This window comes from Streptomyces sp. NPDC029836, assembly GCF_055574495.1.
The window spans coordinates 480,547-495,500 of the sequence record NZ_JBVHZI010000004.1 but is presented as its reverse complement, the minus strand read 5'-3'; the positions used below and the strand labels follow the sequence as shown (position 1 = coordinate 495,500).

Here is a 14,954-nt window from a genome sequence, read left to right as displayed (position 1 = left end):
TCGACCTCTCGGTAACGCGTGGGACAGCGGGGACTGGTGTTCCGGTGTTCCGGCAGAGCGGGACCGTATCAGGCGCCAACCCGCTCCCCGCCGGCCGGAGTCCCCTTCATCGCGACGGGCGGGGCCGAGGCCCCGCCCATCCGACTGCTGTGACGTTTCGCTACCGGGTCACCCGAAAACGTGACCCGTTGCCGGGCCGAGCGTCCGACCCAGCGTCCGCGCCGCCCGCTCGGCGTCGGCGAACCCGACGTAGAGCGGGGTGAAACCGAAGCGCAGGACGTCGGGGGCACGGAAGTCCCCGACGACGCCCCGCGCGATGAGCTCCGTCATGACCGCGCGGGCGTTCTCGGTGCGCAGCGAGACCTGGCTGCCGCGCTCCGCGTGCCCGGCCGGGGTGACCGACTCGACGCGGCCCTCGGGGACGTACGCGGCGACGCATTCGAGGAAGAAGTCGCCCAGCGCCAGGGACTTGGCCCGGACGTCCTCGACGTCCACGCCCTCCCAGACGTCGAGGGCCGCTTCCAGCGCGAGCATGGACAGGATGTCCGGGGTGCCGACCCGTGCGCGGGCGGCGCCCGGGGCGGGCTCGTACGCCGGGGTCATCGCGAAGGGGTCCGCGTGCCCGTTCCAGCCCGGCAGCGGGGAGTCGAAGGACTCCTGGTGCCGTTCGGCCACGTACAGGTAGGCCGGGGAGCCGGGCCCACCGTTGAGGTACTTGTACGTGCAGCCGACCGCGAGGTCGACGGCGTGCGCGTCGAGGCCGACGGGCAGGGCGCCCGCCGAGTGGCACAGGTCCCAGACGACGAGCGCGCCCGCGGCGTGCGCGGCCGCGGTGAGGGCGGGCAGGTCGTGGAGCCGGCCGGTGCGGTAGTCGACGTGGTTGAGCAGCACCACCGCGGTGTCGGAGGTCATCTCCGGCACCACGTCGCCGGGGTCGACGGCGACGACGTCGAGGCCGGTCATCCGGGCGGCGGAGGCGGCGATGTAGCCGTCCGTCGGGAAGGTGGCGGCGTCGACGAGCATCCGGGTCCGGCCGGGCGCGGCCAGTCGGGCGGCGCCGACGAGGGCCTTGAAGAGGTTGACGCTGGTGGAGTCGCCGACGGTGACCTGTCCGGGGCCGGCGCCGATCAGCGGGGCGATGCGGTCGCCGATCCGCTCGGGGGCGGTCCACCAACCGCTTTCGTCCCAGGACCGGATGAGCAGCTCGCCCCACTGGCGGCGCACGACGTCGGACACGGCGTCGGGGACGCCGGCCGGGAGGGCGCCGAGGGAGTTGCCGTCGAGGTAGGTGACCCCGTCGGGCAGGGCGAACCGCTCGCGCGGCTTGCCCAGCCCGTCGGCGGCGTCGAGCGCGGCGGCGCGGGCCCGGAGCCCGGCCTCGGCCGGGTGCGGCGCGGCGGCGGAATCCGGGTCGACGCCGAAGCGGACGTCCGAGTGGACGTCGGAGTCGACGCCGAAGCGGACGTCGGAGTCGCCCCCGCGGCCCGCGCCGGGTATCGGTCGCGTGTCAGACATGGCTGCGGGCCGTCCAGAGCTCGGGGAACACGTTCTTCGTCGCGCGCTTCTCCAGCCAGGCCACCCCGGCCGAGCCACCCGTGCCGGTCTTCGCGCCCATCGCGCGCCGGGTCGCCACCAGGTGGTCGTTGCGCCAGCGCCAGACCAGCTCGGCGACGTCCGTCAGCACCTCGCCTAGGCGGTGCAGGTCGGAGTGCTCACCGGCGGGCTCGGCGTACAGGGCCGTCCAGACGGCCTCGACCTCGGGCGACGGCTCGTAGCGCGCCGTCAGGTCCCGGTCCAGGACCCGCTGCGGGACCGGCAGGCCGCGGCGGGCGAGCAGTCGCAGGGTCTCGTCGTAGAGGCCGGGCTCGTGCAGGGCCTTCTCCAGCTCGCCGTGGACGCGCGGCGCGCCGCGGTGCGGGACCAGCATCGACGCGGACTTGTCGCCGAGCAGGAACTCCATCCGGCGGTACATCGCGGACTGGAATCCGGAGCCCTCGCCGAGGGCGGAGCGGTACGAGTTGAACTGGCCCGGGGTGAGCTGCGCGAGGGGGCGCCAGGAGGCGTTCAGGGCCTCCAGCTCGCGGAGGGATCGTTTCAGCGCGTCCATCGCGACGGGGATGTCGTCCTCGCGCAGGGCGCGGGCCGCGGTCTCCCACTCGTGGACGATGACCGTGAACCACAGCTCCATGACCTGGGTCGTGACCAGGAAGACCATCTCGCCGGGGTCGTCCGAGCGCAGGTGCTGGAGGTGGGTGAGAACGTCCGCCTGGACGTAGTCCTCGTACGGGGTCGTGCCGGCGAAGTCGAGGTTCGGGGTGTCCGAACCGGCTCCGGAGGCATCAAGGGCGTGCGACATTTCTGTCTCCTCGACACGTGCTTCCGGGTAGCGGTCCGCTCCTTCCGTGAGGTAAGTGGAGCCCCGGTCCCCTGCCTCGCATCATAAACAGGGGATCCGGAACCCCTCTAGGGCACTCGGCGCGCAGTTATGCGAGCGTGTCCGCCGCCGTCTCCGAGGAATCGCGCAGGAAGGTCGAGCAGCGCTCGTACTCCTCCTTCTCGCCGATCGCGCCGGCGGCCCGGGCCAGGGCGTTCAGGGCGCGCAGGAACCCGCGGTTCGGCTCGTGCTCCCACGGCACCGGGCCGTGACCCTTCCAGCCCGCGCGGCGCAGCGAGTCCAGCCCGCGGTGGTAGCCCGTACGGGCGTACGCGTACGACTCGACCGTGTTGCCGGCGGCGAAGGCCCGGTCGGCGAGGGTGGCCCAGGCGAGGGAGGACGTGGGGTACGCGGCGGCCACCTCGGCCGGGTCGGTGCCGGCGGCGAGGGCTTCGCGCGGCGCGGGCTCGTCGGGCAGGTGGGTGGGGGCGGGGCCCCCGAGCAGGTTCTGGTGAATCGACATGGGATCAGTGTGGCCGATGGCCCGCCGCGGCGGGCGGCCGCTGCCCGGCCGGGACCGCCCGGGCCCCCGCCACCGCCCCCGCGCCGCCGGTGTCCGCGGGGAGCCGGGTCGGGAGCCGGGTCGGGGGCCGGGCCGCCGCCAGCTCCCGGCGCAGGACCGGGACGATCCGTTCCCCCAGCAGGTCGATCTGCTCCAACACCGTCTCCCGCGGCAGCCCGGCGTGGTCCACGAGGAAGAGCTGGCGCTGGTAGTCCCCGTACGCCTCCCCGAAGGTGAGGATCTTCTCGATGACCTCGTCGGGGCTCCCGACGGCCAGCGGGCCCCGCGCCGAGCACTCCTCCAGGGACTCCCGGCCGGTGCGCGCGGGCGAGCCGTCGAAGTACGGGCGGAACTCGCGCACCGCGTCCTGCGACCGGGCCCGTACGAAGACCTGCCCGCCGAGGCCGACGACGGCCTGTTCGGCGGCGCCGTGCCCGTGCTCGGCGTACCGGTCGCGGTACAGGGCGACCAGCCGCGCGGAGTGCCCGACGGGGGCGCGGAGGGTGTCGACGAAGAACCCGTCCCCGTAGGACGCGGCCTGCTCCGCGCCCTCCGGCGAGCGCACCGACGCGTGCCACACGAAGGGCGGTACGCCGTCCAGCGGGCGGGGCGTGGAGGTGAAGCCGTCGAGGCGGGCGCGGGAACGACCCCGCCAGTCGATGTCCACCTCCCGCCACAGCCGGTGCAGCAGGGCGTAGTTCTCGCGGGCGAGCGCGACGGCCTGTCGGAGGTCCTGGCCGAACCACGGGTAGGCGTTCGGGACGTCGCCGCGCCCCAGCGTCAGGTCCACCCGGCCGTCCGCCAGGTGCTGGAGCAGCGCGAACTCCTCCGCGACGCGGACGGGGTCGTTGGTGGTGACGAGCGTGGTGGCGGTGGAGAGGATCAGCCGCTCGGTGCGGGCGGCGACGTACGCGAGCAGCGTCGGCGGGGAGGGGAGCACGTGGGGCGGGTTGTGGTGCTCACCGGTGGCGAAGACGTCGAGGCCGGCCTCCTCGGCCCGGACGGCGATGGCCGTCATCGCCCGGATCCGCTCGCGCTCGGTGGGCGTGCGGCCGGTGAGCGGGTCGGGCGCGACATCGCCGAGGGAGTACACACCGAACTGCACCACCCCGCAGCCCACCCCTCCCCCGACGCCGCAGCCCCTCGTACAGGACCGTGCCGGACGCTCCGGGGAGCGGCCACGTCCGTTCCGGCAGTCCGTCAAGTCGCGCGGCGGCGGGCGCAGGAGGTGGGTGGTGGGGACCCCACCACGTTCCGGCCAAGTGCGGTGGCCGGCGCACCTCCCCGCGCGGGGGGTCCGCGACGGACGGTGGGGGTGCAGTCGATGCACGCTAGGGGGCATGTCGTGAAAACGATCATGAGTAGTACCGCCGTGGCACCGGGAACCGGCCCGGCCGCGGTGACGAGGCAGACCACCGAAACGGGAACGGGGACGCACGCGGGAACGAGCACGACAACGGGAACGAGAACCACCGGCGCCGGCACGAGCACCGGCCCCGCACTGATCCCCGCCCGCCGGGATCCCGTCCACGAGGCGGCCGAGGACCTCTGTTCCGTCGTCCTGGCCTCGCTGCGCCGCAAGGACCAGCGGGAGAAGGGGCGGCAGTACGTACGGGGTCTGCTCGCCCTGCGGGGCCGCAAGTCGATGCGCGGCATCGCCGGGCAGGTCGGGGGCCCCGCCGCGGAGCAGAGCATGCACCACTTCATCTCCGGCTCCACCTGGGACTGGGAGCCCCTGCGCGCCTCCCTCTCGGGGTTCCTGGAGGCGACGACCCCGCTGACCGCGTGGGTGGCCCAGCCGATGGCCATCCCGAAGGGCGGCGACCGTTCGGTGGGCGCGGCGCACCGGTTCGACCCCCACCAGGGGCAGATGTTCCGCGGGCAGCAGGCCTTCGGGACCTGGTTCGCGTCGGCCGCCCTGGTGACGCCGGTGGGCTGGCGGATGTTCCTGCCCGACGCGGAGGGACCGCACGGCGTCCTCGACGAGCACGCCGCGCAGGCGGCGTACGAGCAGTGCGCCGCGACGGCCGTCATCGAGACGGTGCGGCACAGCGGGAGCGGCCCGCGCCCGGTGGTGCTCGACATCAGGCAGATCGGGACCCGGTCCACGATGAACCGTTTCGCGGAGGCGGGGCTGCCGGTCATCGCGCGGGCGGCCTCCTCGACCCCGCTGCTCGTCACGGATCCGACCCTGCCGGGGTACGGGGCCGGGCTGCGCGGCGCGCGCGAGATCCTGCAGTCGGTGAAGGGGCTGGCCACGCCGGTGGAGTGGACCGATCCCGATCCGGCGCACCCGGGGGGCCGGCACCGCGGCACCCTGGCCGTCGCCGTGCGGGTGATGATGCCCGACCCGTCGCCGGCCCGACGCCGGCACCTGCTGCTGGTCGGCGAGTGGACCGACCCGCGGCGCCCTCCGACGCAGGTGTGGGTGACCGACCTCGTACGGCTCCCCGTGGGCCCGCTGCTGCGGCTGACCAAGCAGGGGCGTCGGGTGGAGTTCGCCGCGGAGCACGGTGGCCAGGAAGTGGGCCTGCGCGACTTCGCCGGGCGGGCCCTGCCCGGCTGGCACCGGCACGTCACGCTGGCGTCGGTCGCCCACGCGGCCCGCGCGCTGACGGCGGCGGGGACGGCGCACGGTCCGACGCCCTGAGGCCCGTCCGGCCCCCGGCGCCCCACCCGTCACCGACGGCCGGGGCGCCGGGGCGCCGCTACTGCGGCCGGGCGCCCGCCGTGCGGCGGTCGTGCAGGACCGTACGGGCCTTGCGCAGCCGCAGGGCCATCTGGATCTCCAGCGCCCGGCCGGGCTTCTGCCAGTGCGGGCCGAGGAGTTCGGCGATGCGTTCCAACCGCCGGGACACCGTGTTGGGGTGCACGTGCAGGGCCTCGGCCGCGTGCGTGGGGCTGCCGCCGGACGCGAAGTACGCGTCGAGGGTGCGGGTGAGGCCCGTCATGCGGTCGGTGTCGTACTCCAGGACGGGTCCGATCGTCGACGCGATGAAGGACTCCACGTCGTGGTCGGCGGACAACAGCAGCCCGAGGAAGCCCAGTTCGCGCAGCGAGGCCGTGCCGCCCGCCCCGTCGAGGGCGGTCAGCGCGTCCAGGCAGCGCACGGCCTCCGCGTACACGCGGGCCACCTCGCCCGGCCCGCCGGTGGGGCCGGCCGCACCGGTGGAGACGGCGTGTCCGAGGAGCGGCGACAGTTCCGCGGAGGCCCGGTGCGCGGCGGCGGAGGCGTCCTCGCCCGGCAGGACGAGCACGATGCAGCCCCGGCGCACGCCCTTGAGCCCGCCCATCCGGTAGGCGTACGAGGACGCCCAGGCGACGGCCTTGCCGAGTTCCCCGCCCTCGGGCCGGGCCACGACGACGACGTGGGGCCGGTCGAGGTCGATGCCGAGCCGGCGGGTTCGCTCCAGCAGGTGCAGGTCGACGGAGTGGGGCCGTTCCAGCAGGTCGGCGAGGATTTCGTCGTGGACGGGCCCCTCGGCGGCGGCCGTGCCCCGCTGGATCAGCATCAGCGAGGCCACCGACTGCGCGGCCAGCTGGAGCAGCCGTACGTCCTCCTCGGCGAGCGGCGCCGACGCGCTCAGCAACAGCACCCCGAGGTCCTCGGCGCCGGCGAGGACGGGGGCCAGCCACAGCTCGCCGGGCAGCCGGACGGGCCGCCGGTCGATCTGCGCCTGGAGTGCGCCCTTGGCCACGGACTCCTCGTCCAGGTCGGGCAGTTCACCGGTCGCGGTCAGCGGCCGGCCGCCGGGGTCCCGTACCTGGAGCACGCCGTCGAGCGCGTCGGCGGTGGCCCGGGCGAGGGTGGCCAGGCCGGCCCCGTCGAGCACCAGCCCGGCCAGCCGGGCGTGACACTCCCACAGGTGGCGGACCCGGGTGAGGGCGGTGTTGGTGCGCGAACCGAACGCCTCCAGCTCGGTGACCTCGTCGCGGGTCTGCTCCAGCAGCCGGGCCTTCTCGATGGCGACGGCGGCCAGGTCGGCGAGGGAGAGCAGCACGCCGATCTCGTCGGGGGTGAACTGCCGTACGGCCCGGTCGGATCCGTAGAGCGCGCCGAGCGTGGAGTTCCCGCGCCGCAAGGGGACGGCGATGATGGCGCGCAACCCCTCCGCCCGCACGACGGCGTCGATGCCGGGGGCGTGCGCGATGGCGCGATCGGCGAGGTAGTCGGCGGTCCACACCGGGGACCGGCGGTCCTGGGCGATGCTGCCCAACCCCTTACCGGTGCCCAGTTCGAGCCCCACGTTCAGGGCGGTGGTCTCGCCCTCGGAGGTGCACACGTACGCCGATCCGTCCGGGCGGGACAGCGACAGCCAGGCCATGTCGAAGCCGAGCAGGCGCCGGGCCCGACGGGTGATCAGGCGCAGCAGCCCGTGGATGTCGTACGGGGAGGTCAGGTCGTGCGCGGTGTCCACGAGGGCGGTGAGGGCGGCCTCGCGCTGCTTGACCCGGATCGCGTCCGCCCGTACGGAGCGGGCCAGCTCCACCGCGCGGGCGAGAGCGGCGAGGTGCTCCTCCCCGGCGTCGGCGCAGCGGGCGTCCTCCAGCAGCGCCTCGTACCGGCCCTCCGGGGCGTCCGCCGCGAGCAGTTCCAGCACGGCCAACGCCCCCGGTGCCCCGCCGTCGTCCCCGTTCATCCGTCGCCCCCGTCCGACCAGCCCCTTTGTCCCGCGCCCCGAACCTAGGTTCCGTGCGACGAGGGGTCAAGCAGGGTACGGTTCCGGCCCCTCGGGACGCGACACCACGTCAGCACCGGACGGCGCCGGCCAGGGTCAGCCGGGGTGTCGTGCAGGTCGAACGGAGCGCCTCGACGCGTTCCTCGGCGCTGCGCAGCGCCGCCGGCCAGGGGCAGTCCGGGTGGGGGGCCGTCCTGCCGCCCGGGCCCGCGGGGCCGCGCAGGCCGGCGAGTTCCAGGCGCAGCTCGCGGTACCGGCCGAGGGCGAGTTCCGCTTCGACCCACTGGCCGAGCACGGCGATCCGGTCGGCGTCCAGGACCTCGATGCGGGCGCCGAGCCAGGTGCCGGCGTCGATGCCGTCCAGGGCGGGGCCGGTCCACAGGGCGAGGGCGCGGCGCAGCCGCGGGGCCGCCCGCTCGAAGTCGCCGCGCCCCATGGCGCGGTAGCCGGCGCCGGATTCACGGGCGAAGTCCCGGACGTCGGAGCGACCGCCACCGGTGTCGAGGAGATACCCGCCGGGCTGGGTGGAGAGCACGGAATCGGGAGTACGTACCGAGCCGGCCCCCAGCACCTGCGCGAACCGCTCCCGCAGTTGGCGCACGGCGGTGTGCAGGACGCCGCGGGCGTGCTCGGGGCGGGTGTGGACGGCCAGTTCGTCCGCGAGGACCGCGACGGGCACGACCCGGTCGGGCCACGCGGCGAGGACCGCCAGCACGTGCCGGGACTCCGGCGTGGGGGCCGTGATGGGCACACCGTTCTCGACGACCCGCGGCTCTCCGAGTACCTCAATGTCCACAGTGTTCTCCCTGGGCAGGCCAGCAGAAAAATAATACCCGGAAGGATCTTTTAGGGAAGAGGTGGCGCGGACCGGAAGAGGTGAGCGCGAAGGGCCGGCCGCCGCTAGGCGGAAACCCGGTCCACCGGTTCGGCGGGCTCCGCCGCCCCCACCGGCACACCGCCCGGGCAGCCGTGCGCGCACGCGTGCGCGCCGCGGGGCCCGTGGAGCGCCCGCGCGCCCCGGCGGGGAGCGGTGTCCAGCCGGATCGCCACGGCCGGGACCACGATGCTGGGCATCACGTACGTGTAGAGCTCGGAGACCTGTTCCTCCAGGTCCAGACCCAGGGTGTGGGACATGGTGTTCAACCCGGCGAACGAGCCCACGATCATCCGCGAGGGCACCAGGGGGTCGACGTTCGGCAGCAGCTCGCCGCGCCGCTTCGCGTCCTGCAGCACGCGGACGTGCTCGTCGATCCAGGCGCGGTAGGGGGCCGCCTTATCCAGGTTGCGGCCCGCCGCCTGGTCCAGGGTGAGCCGGGCGCTGGCGCGCATCAGCACCTCGTGCCGCAGCCGGTGCGAGAACACCATGCCCATGTCCAGGAATTCCTGGGCCTTGTACTCCTGCGGCAGGACCGTCGGCCGGTGCTCGTTCTGCGCGTCGATGACGGCCTGGGCCAGGCCTTCCTTCGAGTCGAAGTGGAAGTAGAGCGCGCCCTTGGTGACCCGGGCGATGTTGACGATGTCCGACAACTTGGCCGCGTCGTAGCCCTGCTCGTCGAAGACCACGGCCGCCGCCTCCAGGATCGCCTGACGCGTGCGCACCGCCCGATCCTGCTTCACCTGGGGTCGCTCTGTCCTCATATGCCGCGTCGCCTCTCCTGCCCCGGCGGATTTACATAACCCCGGGTACGTTTCTCTGAGTAGATTTCACACCATCACGAGGCCCCAGTCCACCGCCGTGTGTCACCTCGCGCGCTCCTGCACCGGGGAAGGACCCGCCCGGCCGCCCCCGCCGGCCCCCGCGCACGCTCCGCACGCAAAGGGGTCCGCCGGTCCGGGACGGACCGGCGGACCCCTTCAGGTCTGCGGTGCTGCTACTGCTTCGGCTGGGTACCGGTGGAGCTGGTTCAGCTTCGTACCGGTAGCGCTACTACTTCAGCTTCGTACCGGTGGAGCGCAGGTCGGCGCAGGCCGCGGTGACGCGCTTGGCCATGCCGGCCTCGGCCAGCTTGCCCCAGGTGCGCGGGTCGTAGGTGGACTTGGTGCCGACCTCGCCGTCGACCTTCAGCACACCGTCGTAGTTGCGGAACATGTGGTCCGCGACCGGCCGGGTGAACGCGTACTGGGTGTCGGTGTCGAGGTTCATCTTCACGACGCCGTTCTCCAGCGCGGTGGCGATCTCCTCGGCCGTGGAGCCCGAACCGCCGTGGAAGACGAAGTCGAACGGCGAGGACTTGCCGTACTTTTCGCCGACACCGGCCTGGAGGTCCTTGAGGAGCTCGGGGCGCAGGACGACGTTGCCCGGCTTGTAGACGCCGTGCACGTTGCCGAAGGAGGCGGCCAGCAGGTAGCGGCCCTTCTCGCCCAGGCCCAGGGCCTCGGCGGTGCGCAGCGCGTCATCGACGGTGGTGTACAGCTCGTCGTTGATCTCGTGGCTGACGCCGTCCTCCTCGCCGCCGGTCGGGGTGATCTCGACCTCAAGGATGATCTTCGCGGCGGCGGCCTTGGCGAGCAGCTCCTGGCCGATGGCCAGGTTGTCGGCCAGGGTCTCGGCGGAGCCGTCCCACATGTGCGACTGGAAGAGCGGGTTGAGGCCGCGGGCCACGCGCTCGGCGGAGACCTCCAGGAGCGGACGTACGTACCCGTCCAGCTTGTCCTTCGGGCAGTGGTCGGTGTGCAGCGCGACCGTGATGTCGTACTTGGCGGCGACGACGTGCGCGAACTCCGCCAGGGCGACGGCGCCCGTGACCATGTCCTTGTTGTACTGGCCACCCAGGAACTCCGCACCACCGGTGGAGATCTGGATGATGCCGTCGCTCTCGGCCTCCGCGAAGCCGCGCAGGGCAGCGTGCAGGGTCTGGGTCGAGGTGACATTGATGGCCGGGTAGGCGAACTTGCCTGCCTTCGCCCGGTCGAGCATCTCGTTGTAGACCTCGGGGGTTGCGATGGGCATCTGTCCGCTCCTTGGATGTGCGGGGAGTGTGCTTATTACGGGCCCTGACCTGGGGGCGACGTCATCGTCGCGCCTATCTTTCCAGACTCGGCGCGACACTCCACCCCTCCGGTCGCCCCGGGAAGGGTGAGCCGGACGCGGCGTTTCACGTGAAACACCGCGTCGCTCCGCAAAACAGCAGGTCAGAACCGGAACAGAGGCTTCCCAGGACCTTCGTCACGAGTTGTTCCGAGCCGGTCCCGACCACGATCCGAGATGCCCGCGGGCGGTTCAGCCGAGGCCGAGGTCCCCGAGGCGGTAGCCGGTGAGGTAGGCCAGGCCCGCCTCGGCGATGGCGTCCGCGGCGCCGCGGTCCACGATGGTGGCGACGGCGACGACCTCACCGCCGGCCTCGCGAACGGCCTCGACGGCGGTCAGCGGGGACCCGCCGGTGGTCGAGGTGTCCTCGACGACCAGGCAGCGGCGGCCCTTGACGTCGGTGCCCTCGATGCGACGCTGCATGCCGTGGGCCTTCTGCGCCTTGCGGACGACGAAGGCGTCCAGCCGCTGTCCGCGCGCGGCGGAGGCGTGCAGCATCGAGGTCGCCACCGGGTCGGCGCCCAGGGTCAGACCGCCGACGCAGTCGAAGTCGAGCTCGGCGGTCAGGTCGAGCATGACCTGCCCGACCAGCGGGGCCGCCTGGCCGTCGAGGGTGATCCGACGGAGGTCGATGTAGTAGTCGGCCTCCTTGCCGGAGGAGAGGGTCACCTTGCCGTGCACGACGGCCTTGTCCTTGATCTGCTGCAGAAGCGCATCGCGTGTGCCTTGCGGCATTACTTCGTTGACGTCAGTCATACCCCGAGCTTAAATGCGCCCCGGGCGCCCCCCGCACGGCCGGCCCGCACGACCGGCCCGCACGCCCCGGCCGTACGGGCTACGCCGGCCGCCGCCACGTCCAGGTGCTGGACATCTCCAGCGGGTCGACCGGCGTGACCAGGTGCGGGAGCGTGTTCAGCCCGTTCGGCGGGCCCGACTGGGGCTCGACGCAGACGGCCTCGGGCTGCTCGTCGTAGATGACCACCCATTCGGCCCGACTGGTGACCTTCAGCTCCAGCTGCCCGGGCCAGGTCAGGGTGACGTCCACGCCGTGGGGCATGCCGAAGCAGTCGTCCCAGGGGCCGGGGAGGGGGTCGATGCGGCGGCCGGTGGGGAGGTGGTCGTCGCCGCGCTCCTCCTGCCAGGCCGGGTCGAAGGCGAGCTGCGCCTCGGGGCCGCCGGCGGTCAGGGTCCGGTTGAACCAAGGGTGCCAGCCGGCCTGGGCCGGGAAGGAGTTCTCGTAGGTCTCCACGCCCAGGGTGAGGGTGAGGGCGTCCTCGGACAGCTCGAAGATCTGGGTCACCCGGCCGGCGTACGGCCAGGGGTCGACGAGGTCGAAGGCGAAGGCGGCGCGGGTCTCGGAGACCCCGGCCGGCCGCCAGGACGTGTCCCGGCCCAGGCCGTGGATGGCGTGCGGCGGGTGGTTCAGCGGCAGCTGGTGGACGCTCGCGCCGTCCCGGAACCGGCCGTCCGCGGTGCGGCCGCACCAGGGGACCATCGGGAAGGCGCCGAAGTGCGGCCCCTGCCGCAGCAGCTCCGTCCCGTCGACGCGCAGACTGCTGATCCGGCAGCCGTTCTCCTGATCGATGGTGATGTCGGCGCCGCCGACGCTCAGTTGCGTGCTCATACGGCGACCCTACGGCGAGTCAGCGACGGCGGCGCAACGCCCTTCCGACCACGACGGCCGAGGCGATGGCGAGGGCGGCGGCCGGGGCGACCCAGCGCAGGCCGCCGGCCGCGGCGACGGTGGACGGCGCGGGGACCGGGGCGTACCGGCCGCGCGGCGGCGCGTGGTCCACCTCCTCGGCGCTGCGGCCGATCATCGTGCGGCGGGCGTGCGCGGCTTCGGCGGGCGGCCGGGCGGCCGCGGCGGGACCGGTGGTCCCGGCGAAGTCGCCCTCCAGGAAGGGGTCGACGGACGGGGCCGGCACCTCGGAGTCGAACAGCGAGGCGCTGACCGCGTCGGCCGGCCCGGCGGCGTCACCCGCGCCCCCGGGCCCCTCGGCGTCGGCGGCCTCCTCGGCTTCCTCGGCGTCGGCGGCCTCCTCGGCCTCGGCGACGGGGTCGTGCGGATCGAGGTCGGGGGCCGCGTCGCCCACCCCGACGGCCTCGGCTTCGGTCACGTCGGCGGCCGACTCCGCCGCCAGGTTCGCGCCCACCCGGTCCAGCAGGCGCCGACCGGCGACCGCGGTGGCGTCCGGGGCGAAGGCGGCGGCCCGCCCGTCGGCGGTGGCCCCGCCGGTGAACTCCAGGCGGGTCCCGACCCCGTCCGGGACCAGGGTCAGCCCGAGGGAGAGGGTGACGGTGCCGTGGCCGCGCACCTCGGTGCCCGCGCCCTCGACGGTGAACCGGTCCGGGCCGCCCTCGGCGACGAGCAGCGCCCCCCGGTAGGTCACGGTGTGCCCGCCGACCCGCACCTTGAGCCGCCCGGCCGACGGCCCGGCGGCGGCGTCGGCGTCCCGCTGGAGCCCGGGTACGCAGCGCGCCACGCGGGCCGGGTCGCGCAGCACGGCACGGAGGTCTTCCGCGGGGACCGGAACGAACACCTGATGCTCCATGCGGCCGAGCCTACCGAGGAGAGCCGCCGGTGCACACGGACACGACAGTCGCCGCAGCTCAGGAGTAGCGCGGGTAGGGCAGTGTCGAGGGCGGCAGGCCGTGGATCCGGGTCCGGGCGGCGTCCCGGGCCGCGTCCAGCAGGGCCCGCGTGGACACCGCGCGCAGCGCCGGCGTGTCCCGGTCGACCCGCAGCTCGGGCGTCCGTTCGCGGGAGGCGAGGACGAAGCCCCAGTCCTGCGGCGGCGCCCCGCTGCCGCCGAGCGTCCGGTCGGGTCCACCGGCGAAGCCGGAGAGCCGGCCGCCGGTGCTGTAGGGGGTGGTGAGCAGTCCGGCGGCGCGCAGGGTGGTGTCGACGGTCCAGTACGTACGGGCCCGGTCGGTGAGGGCCCCCGCGTGGACGGCGATCCGCCCGCCGGGGTTCAGGGCCCGCGCGGCGAGCCCGTAGAACTCCTGCGAGTACAGCTTCGTGCTCGGGGTGATGCCGGGGTCGGGCAGGTCGGAGACGATGACGTCGAACCGGTCCCGGGCGGCGGGACCCCGCAACCAGCCGAACGCGTCCTGCGTGACGACGCCGAGGCGGGGGTCCTCGAAGGCCCGCTCGTTGAGCGCGGAGAGCATCGGGTCGGTGCGGGCCAGCCGGACGACGCCGGGGTCGAGCTCGACGACGGTGACGGAGGCGACGTCCCGGTAGCGCAGCACCTCGCGGGCGGCCAGCCCGTCGCCGCCGCCGAGGACCAGGACACGGGCGTGCGGGCCGGTCATCGCCGGGTGGACCAGGGCCTCGTGGTAGCGGTACTCGTCGTAGCCGCTGACCCGCAGCCGGCCGTCGAGGTACAGGTCGAGGGAGCGCGGGGAGCCGCCGGCCGGGCCGGTGAGCACCAGTTCCTGCACGTCGGTCCGGACCGCGACGCGGACCTCTCCGCCGTAGACGGCGCGGCGGGCGACCCGTTCGAAGTCGTCGGCGAGCAGGGTCGCGGAGCCGAGCGCGGCGAGGACGGCCGCGTTGGTGGCGATCAGCAGCCAGCGGCAGCGGGGGCTGAGGTCGCGGCGGAACAGCCACAGGACGAGCCCGCCGCCGGCGAGGGCGTTGACGGTGCCGGTGAGCATGACCCCGTTGAGCTGGCCGAGCATCGGCAGCAGCAGGAACGGGAAGGCGAGGCCGCCGACGAGGGCGCCCACGTAGTCGGCGGCGAACAGGTCGGCGACCGCCCCGCCCGCGTCCTGCCGGCGGATCCGCTGGATCAGCACCATCAACAGCGGGATCTCCGCGCCGATCAGGACGCCGATGGCGAAGGAGAAGCCGACGAGCGCGGTCCGGGACTCGCCCAGCCAGGCGAAGCTCGCGTACAGGGCCATGGCGGAGAACCCGCCGAGCAGGGCGAGCGCGGCCTCGATGGCGGCGAACCCGAGGGCCGGCCGGCCGCGCAGCCGTTTCGCGAGGAGGGAACCGACGCCCATGGCGAAGACCATGACGGACAGCACCACGGAGGCCTGGGTGACCGAGTCACCGATCAGGTAGGAGCCGAGCGCGAGCAGCTCCAGTTCGTACACGAGCCCGCAGGCGGCGCAGACGAAGACGGTGGCCAGGACGAGGAAGCGGCCGGTCCGTGGCTGTACGGGCAGGGCGGCCGGGGCGCTCTGCGCGCCCCGTGGCTCCGGCGCCGGGAGCACCCCGTGGGGGGCGGATCGGTCGATCATGAAGCGAACCGTACGTTACCGCCCACCCACACCCTGTCACCCACATGGGTGTAAGTA

General features: G+C 74.0%; 13 protein-coding genes. 1 reads left to right on the top strand and 12 read right to left on the bottom strand.

Translation table 11 applies throughout. From position 1 onward, the window contains the following. Nucleotides 1-168 precede the first annotated feature (168 nt). From kynU to ACZ4XJ_RS15995, 4 genes are all read right to left on the bottom strand, one after another. The gene (kynU, locus tag ACZ4XJ_RS16010; protein ID WP_468496505.1) at nucleotides 169-1,515 is read right to left on the bottom strand and encodes a kynureninase; all 1,347 of its coding nucleotides are present in this window, start codon (nucleotides 1,513-1,515) and stop codon (nucleotides 169-171) included. Beyond that, the gene (locus ACZ4XJ_RS16005; protein ID WP_362875336.1) at nucleotides 1,508-2,356 is read right to left on the bottom strand and encodes a tryptophan 2,3-dioxygenase family protein; all 849 of its coding nucleotides are present in this window, start codon (nucleotides 2,354-2,356) and stop codon (nucleotides 1,508-1,510) included. The genes kynU and ACZ4XJ_RS16005 overlap by 8 nt, the downstream gene beginning before the upstream one ends. A 127-nt stretch (nucleotides 2,357-2,483) precedes the next feature. After that, nucleotides 2,484-2,897 (bottom strand): DUF3151 domain-containing protein, encoded by a 414-nt coding sequence (locus ACZ4XJ_RS16000; protein WP_281208154.1) that lies wholly within the window; start codon nucleotides 2,895-2,897, stop codon nucleotides 2,484-2,486. Between the two features lie 4 nt (nucleotides 2,898-2,901). Continuing rightward, nucleotides 2,902-4,041 carry a CE1758 family FMN-dependent luciferase-like monooxygenase gene (locus tag ACZ4XJ_RS15995; protein ID WP_468496568.1) on the bottom strand — a complete coding sequence of 380 codons (1,140 nt, stop codon included), beginning with the start codon at nucleotides 4,039-4,041 and terminating at the stop codon, nucleotides 2,902-2,904. Between the two features lie 252 nt (nucleotides 4,042-4,293). Here ACZ4XJ_RS15995 and ACZ4XJ_RS15990 point away from each other — a divergent pair, with 252 nt between their 5' ends. After that, nucleotides 4,294-5,586 carry an IS701 family transposase gene (locus ACZ4XJ_RS15990; protein ID WP_468496504.1) on the top strand — a complete coding sequence of 431 codons (1,293 nt, stop codon included), beginning with the start codon at nucleotides 4,294-4,296 and terminating at the stop codon, nucleotides 5,584-5,586. 58 nt (nucleotides 5,587-5,644) lie between these two features. On the opposite strand, the gene ACZ4XJ_RS15985 is transcribed toward ACZ4XJ_RS15990, so the two are convergent. From ACZ4XJ_RS15985 to ACZ4XJ_RS15950, 8 genes are all read right to left on the bottom strand, one after another. Next, the gene (locus ACZ4XJ_RS15985) at nucleotides 5,645-7,576 is read right to left on the bottom strand and encodes a helix-turn-helix domain-containing protein (protein ID WP_468496503.1); all 1,932 of its coding nucleotides are present in this window, start codon (nucleotides 7,574-7,576) and stop codon (nucleotides 5,645-5,647) included. 109 nt (nucleotides 7,577-7,685) lie between these two features. Beyond that, complete coding sequence (locus ACZ4XJ_RS15980) at nucleotides 7,686-8,411, bottom strand: AfsR/SARP family transcriptional regulator (RefSeq protein WP_468496502.1); 726 nt, start codon at nucleotides 8,409-8,411, stop codon at nucleotides 7,686-7,688. 104 nt (nucleotides 8,412-8,515) lie between these two features. Next, on the bottom strand, nucleotides 8,516-9,214 hold the full coding sequence (locus ACZ4XJ_RS15975) for a ScbR family autoregulator-binding transcription factor (protein WP_362875332.1): 699 nt from the start codon (nucleotides 9,212-9,214) through the stop codon (nucleotides 8,516-8,518). 328 nt (nucleotides 9,215-9,542) lie between these two features. Further along, nucleotides 9,543-10,565, bottom strand: a complete 1,023-nt coding sequence (gene fbaA / locus ACZ4XJ_RS15970; protein WP_383990870.1) for a class II fructose-bisphosphate aldolase — start codon at nucleotides 10,563-10,565, stop codon at nucleotides 9,543-9,545. 270 nt (nucleotides 10,566-10,835) lie between these two features. Beyond that, on the bottom strand, nucleotides 10,836-11,399 hold the full coding sequence (gene pyrE, locus ACZ4XJ_RS15965) for an orotate phosphoribosyltransferase (RefSeq protein WP_362875330.1): 564 nt from the start codon (nucleotides 11,397-11,399) through the stop codon (nucleotides 10,836-10,838). A 79-nt stretch (nucleotides 11,400-11,478) separates the two neighbouring features. Beyond that, entirely contained in the window at nucleotides 11,479-12,267 is a 789-nt protein-coding gene (locus tag ACZ4XJ_RS15960; protein WP_362875329.1) for an aldose epimerase family protein, read from the bottom strand. 19 nt (nucleotides 12,268-12,286) lie between these two features. Then, nucleotides 12,287-13,198 carry an SRPBCC family protein gene (locus ACZ4XJ_RS15955; protein WP_362875328.1) on the bottom strand — a complete coding sequence of 304 codons (912 nt, stop codon included), beginning with the start codon at nucleotides 13,196-13,198 and terminating at the stop codon, nucleotides 12,287-12,289. Nucleotides 13,199-13,256: 58 nt separating this feature from the next. Further along, nucleotides 13,257-14,897: a polyamine aminopropyltransferase gene (locus ACZ4XJ_RS15950; RefSeq protein WP_362875327.1), complete on the bottom strand. Its 1,641-nt coding sequence runs from the start codon at nucleotides 14,895-14,897 to the stop codon at nucleotides 13,257-13,259. Nucleotides 14,898-14,954: the final 57 nt, after the last annotated feature.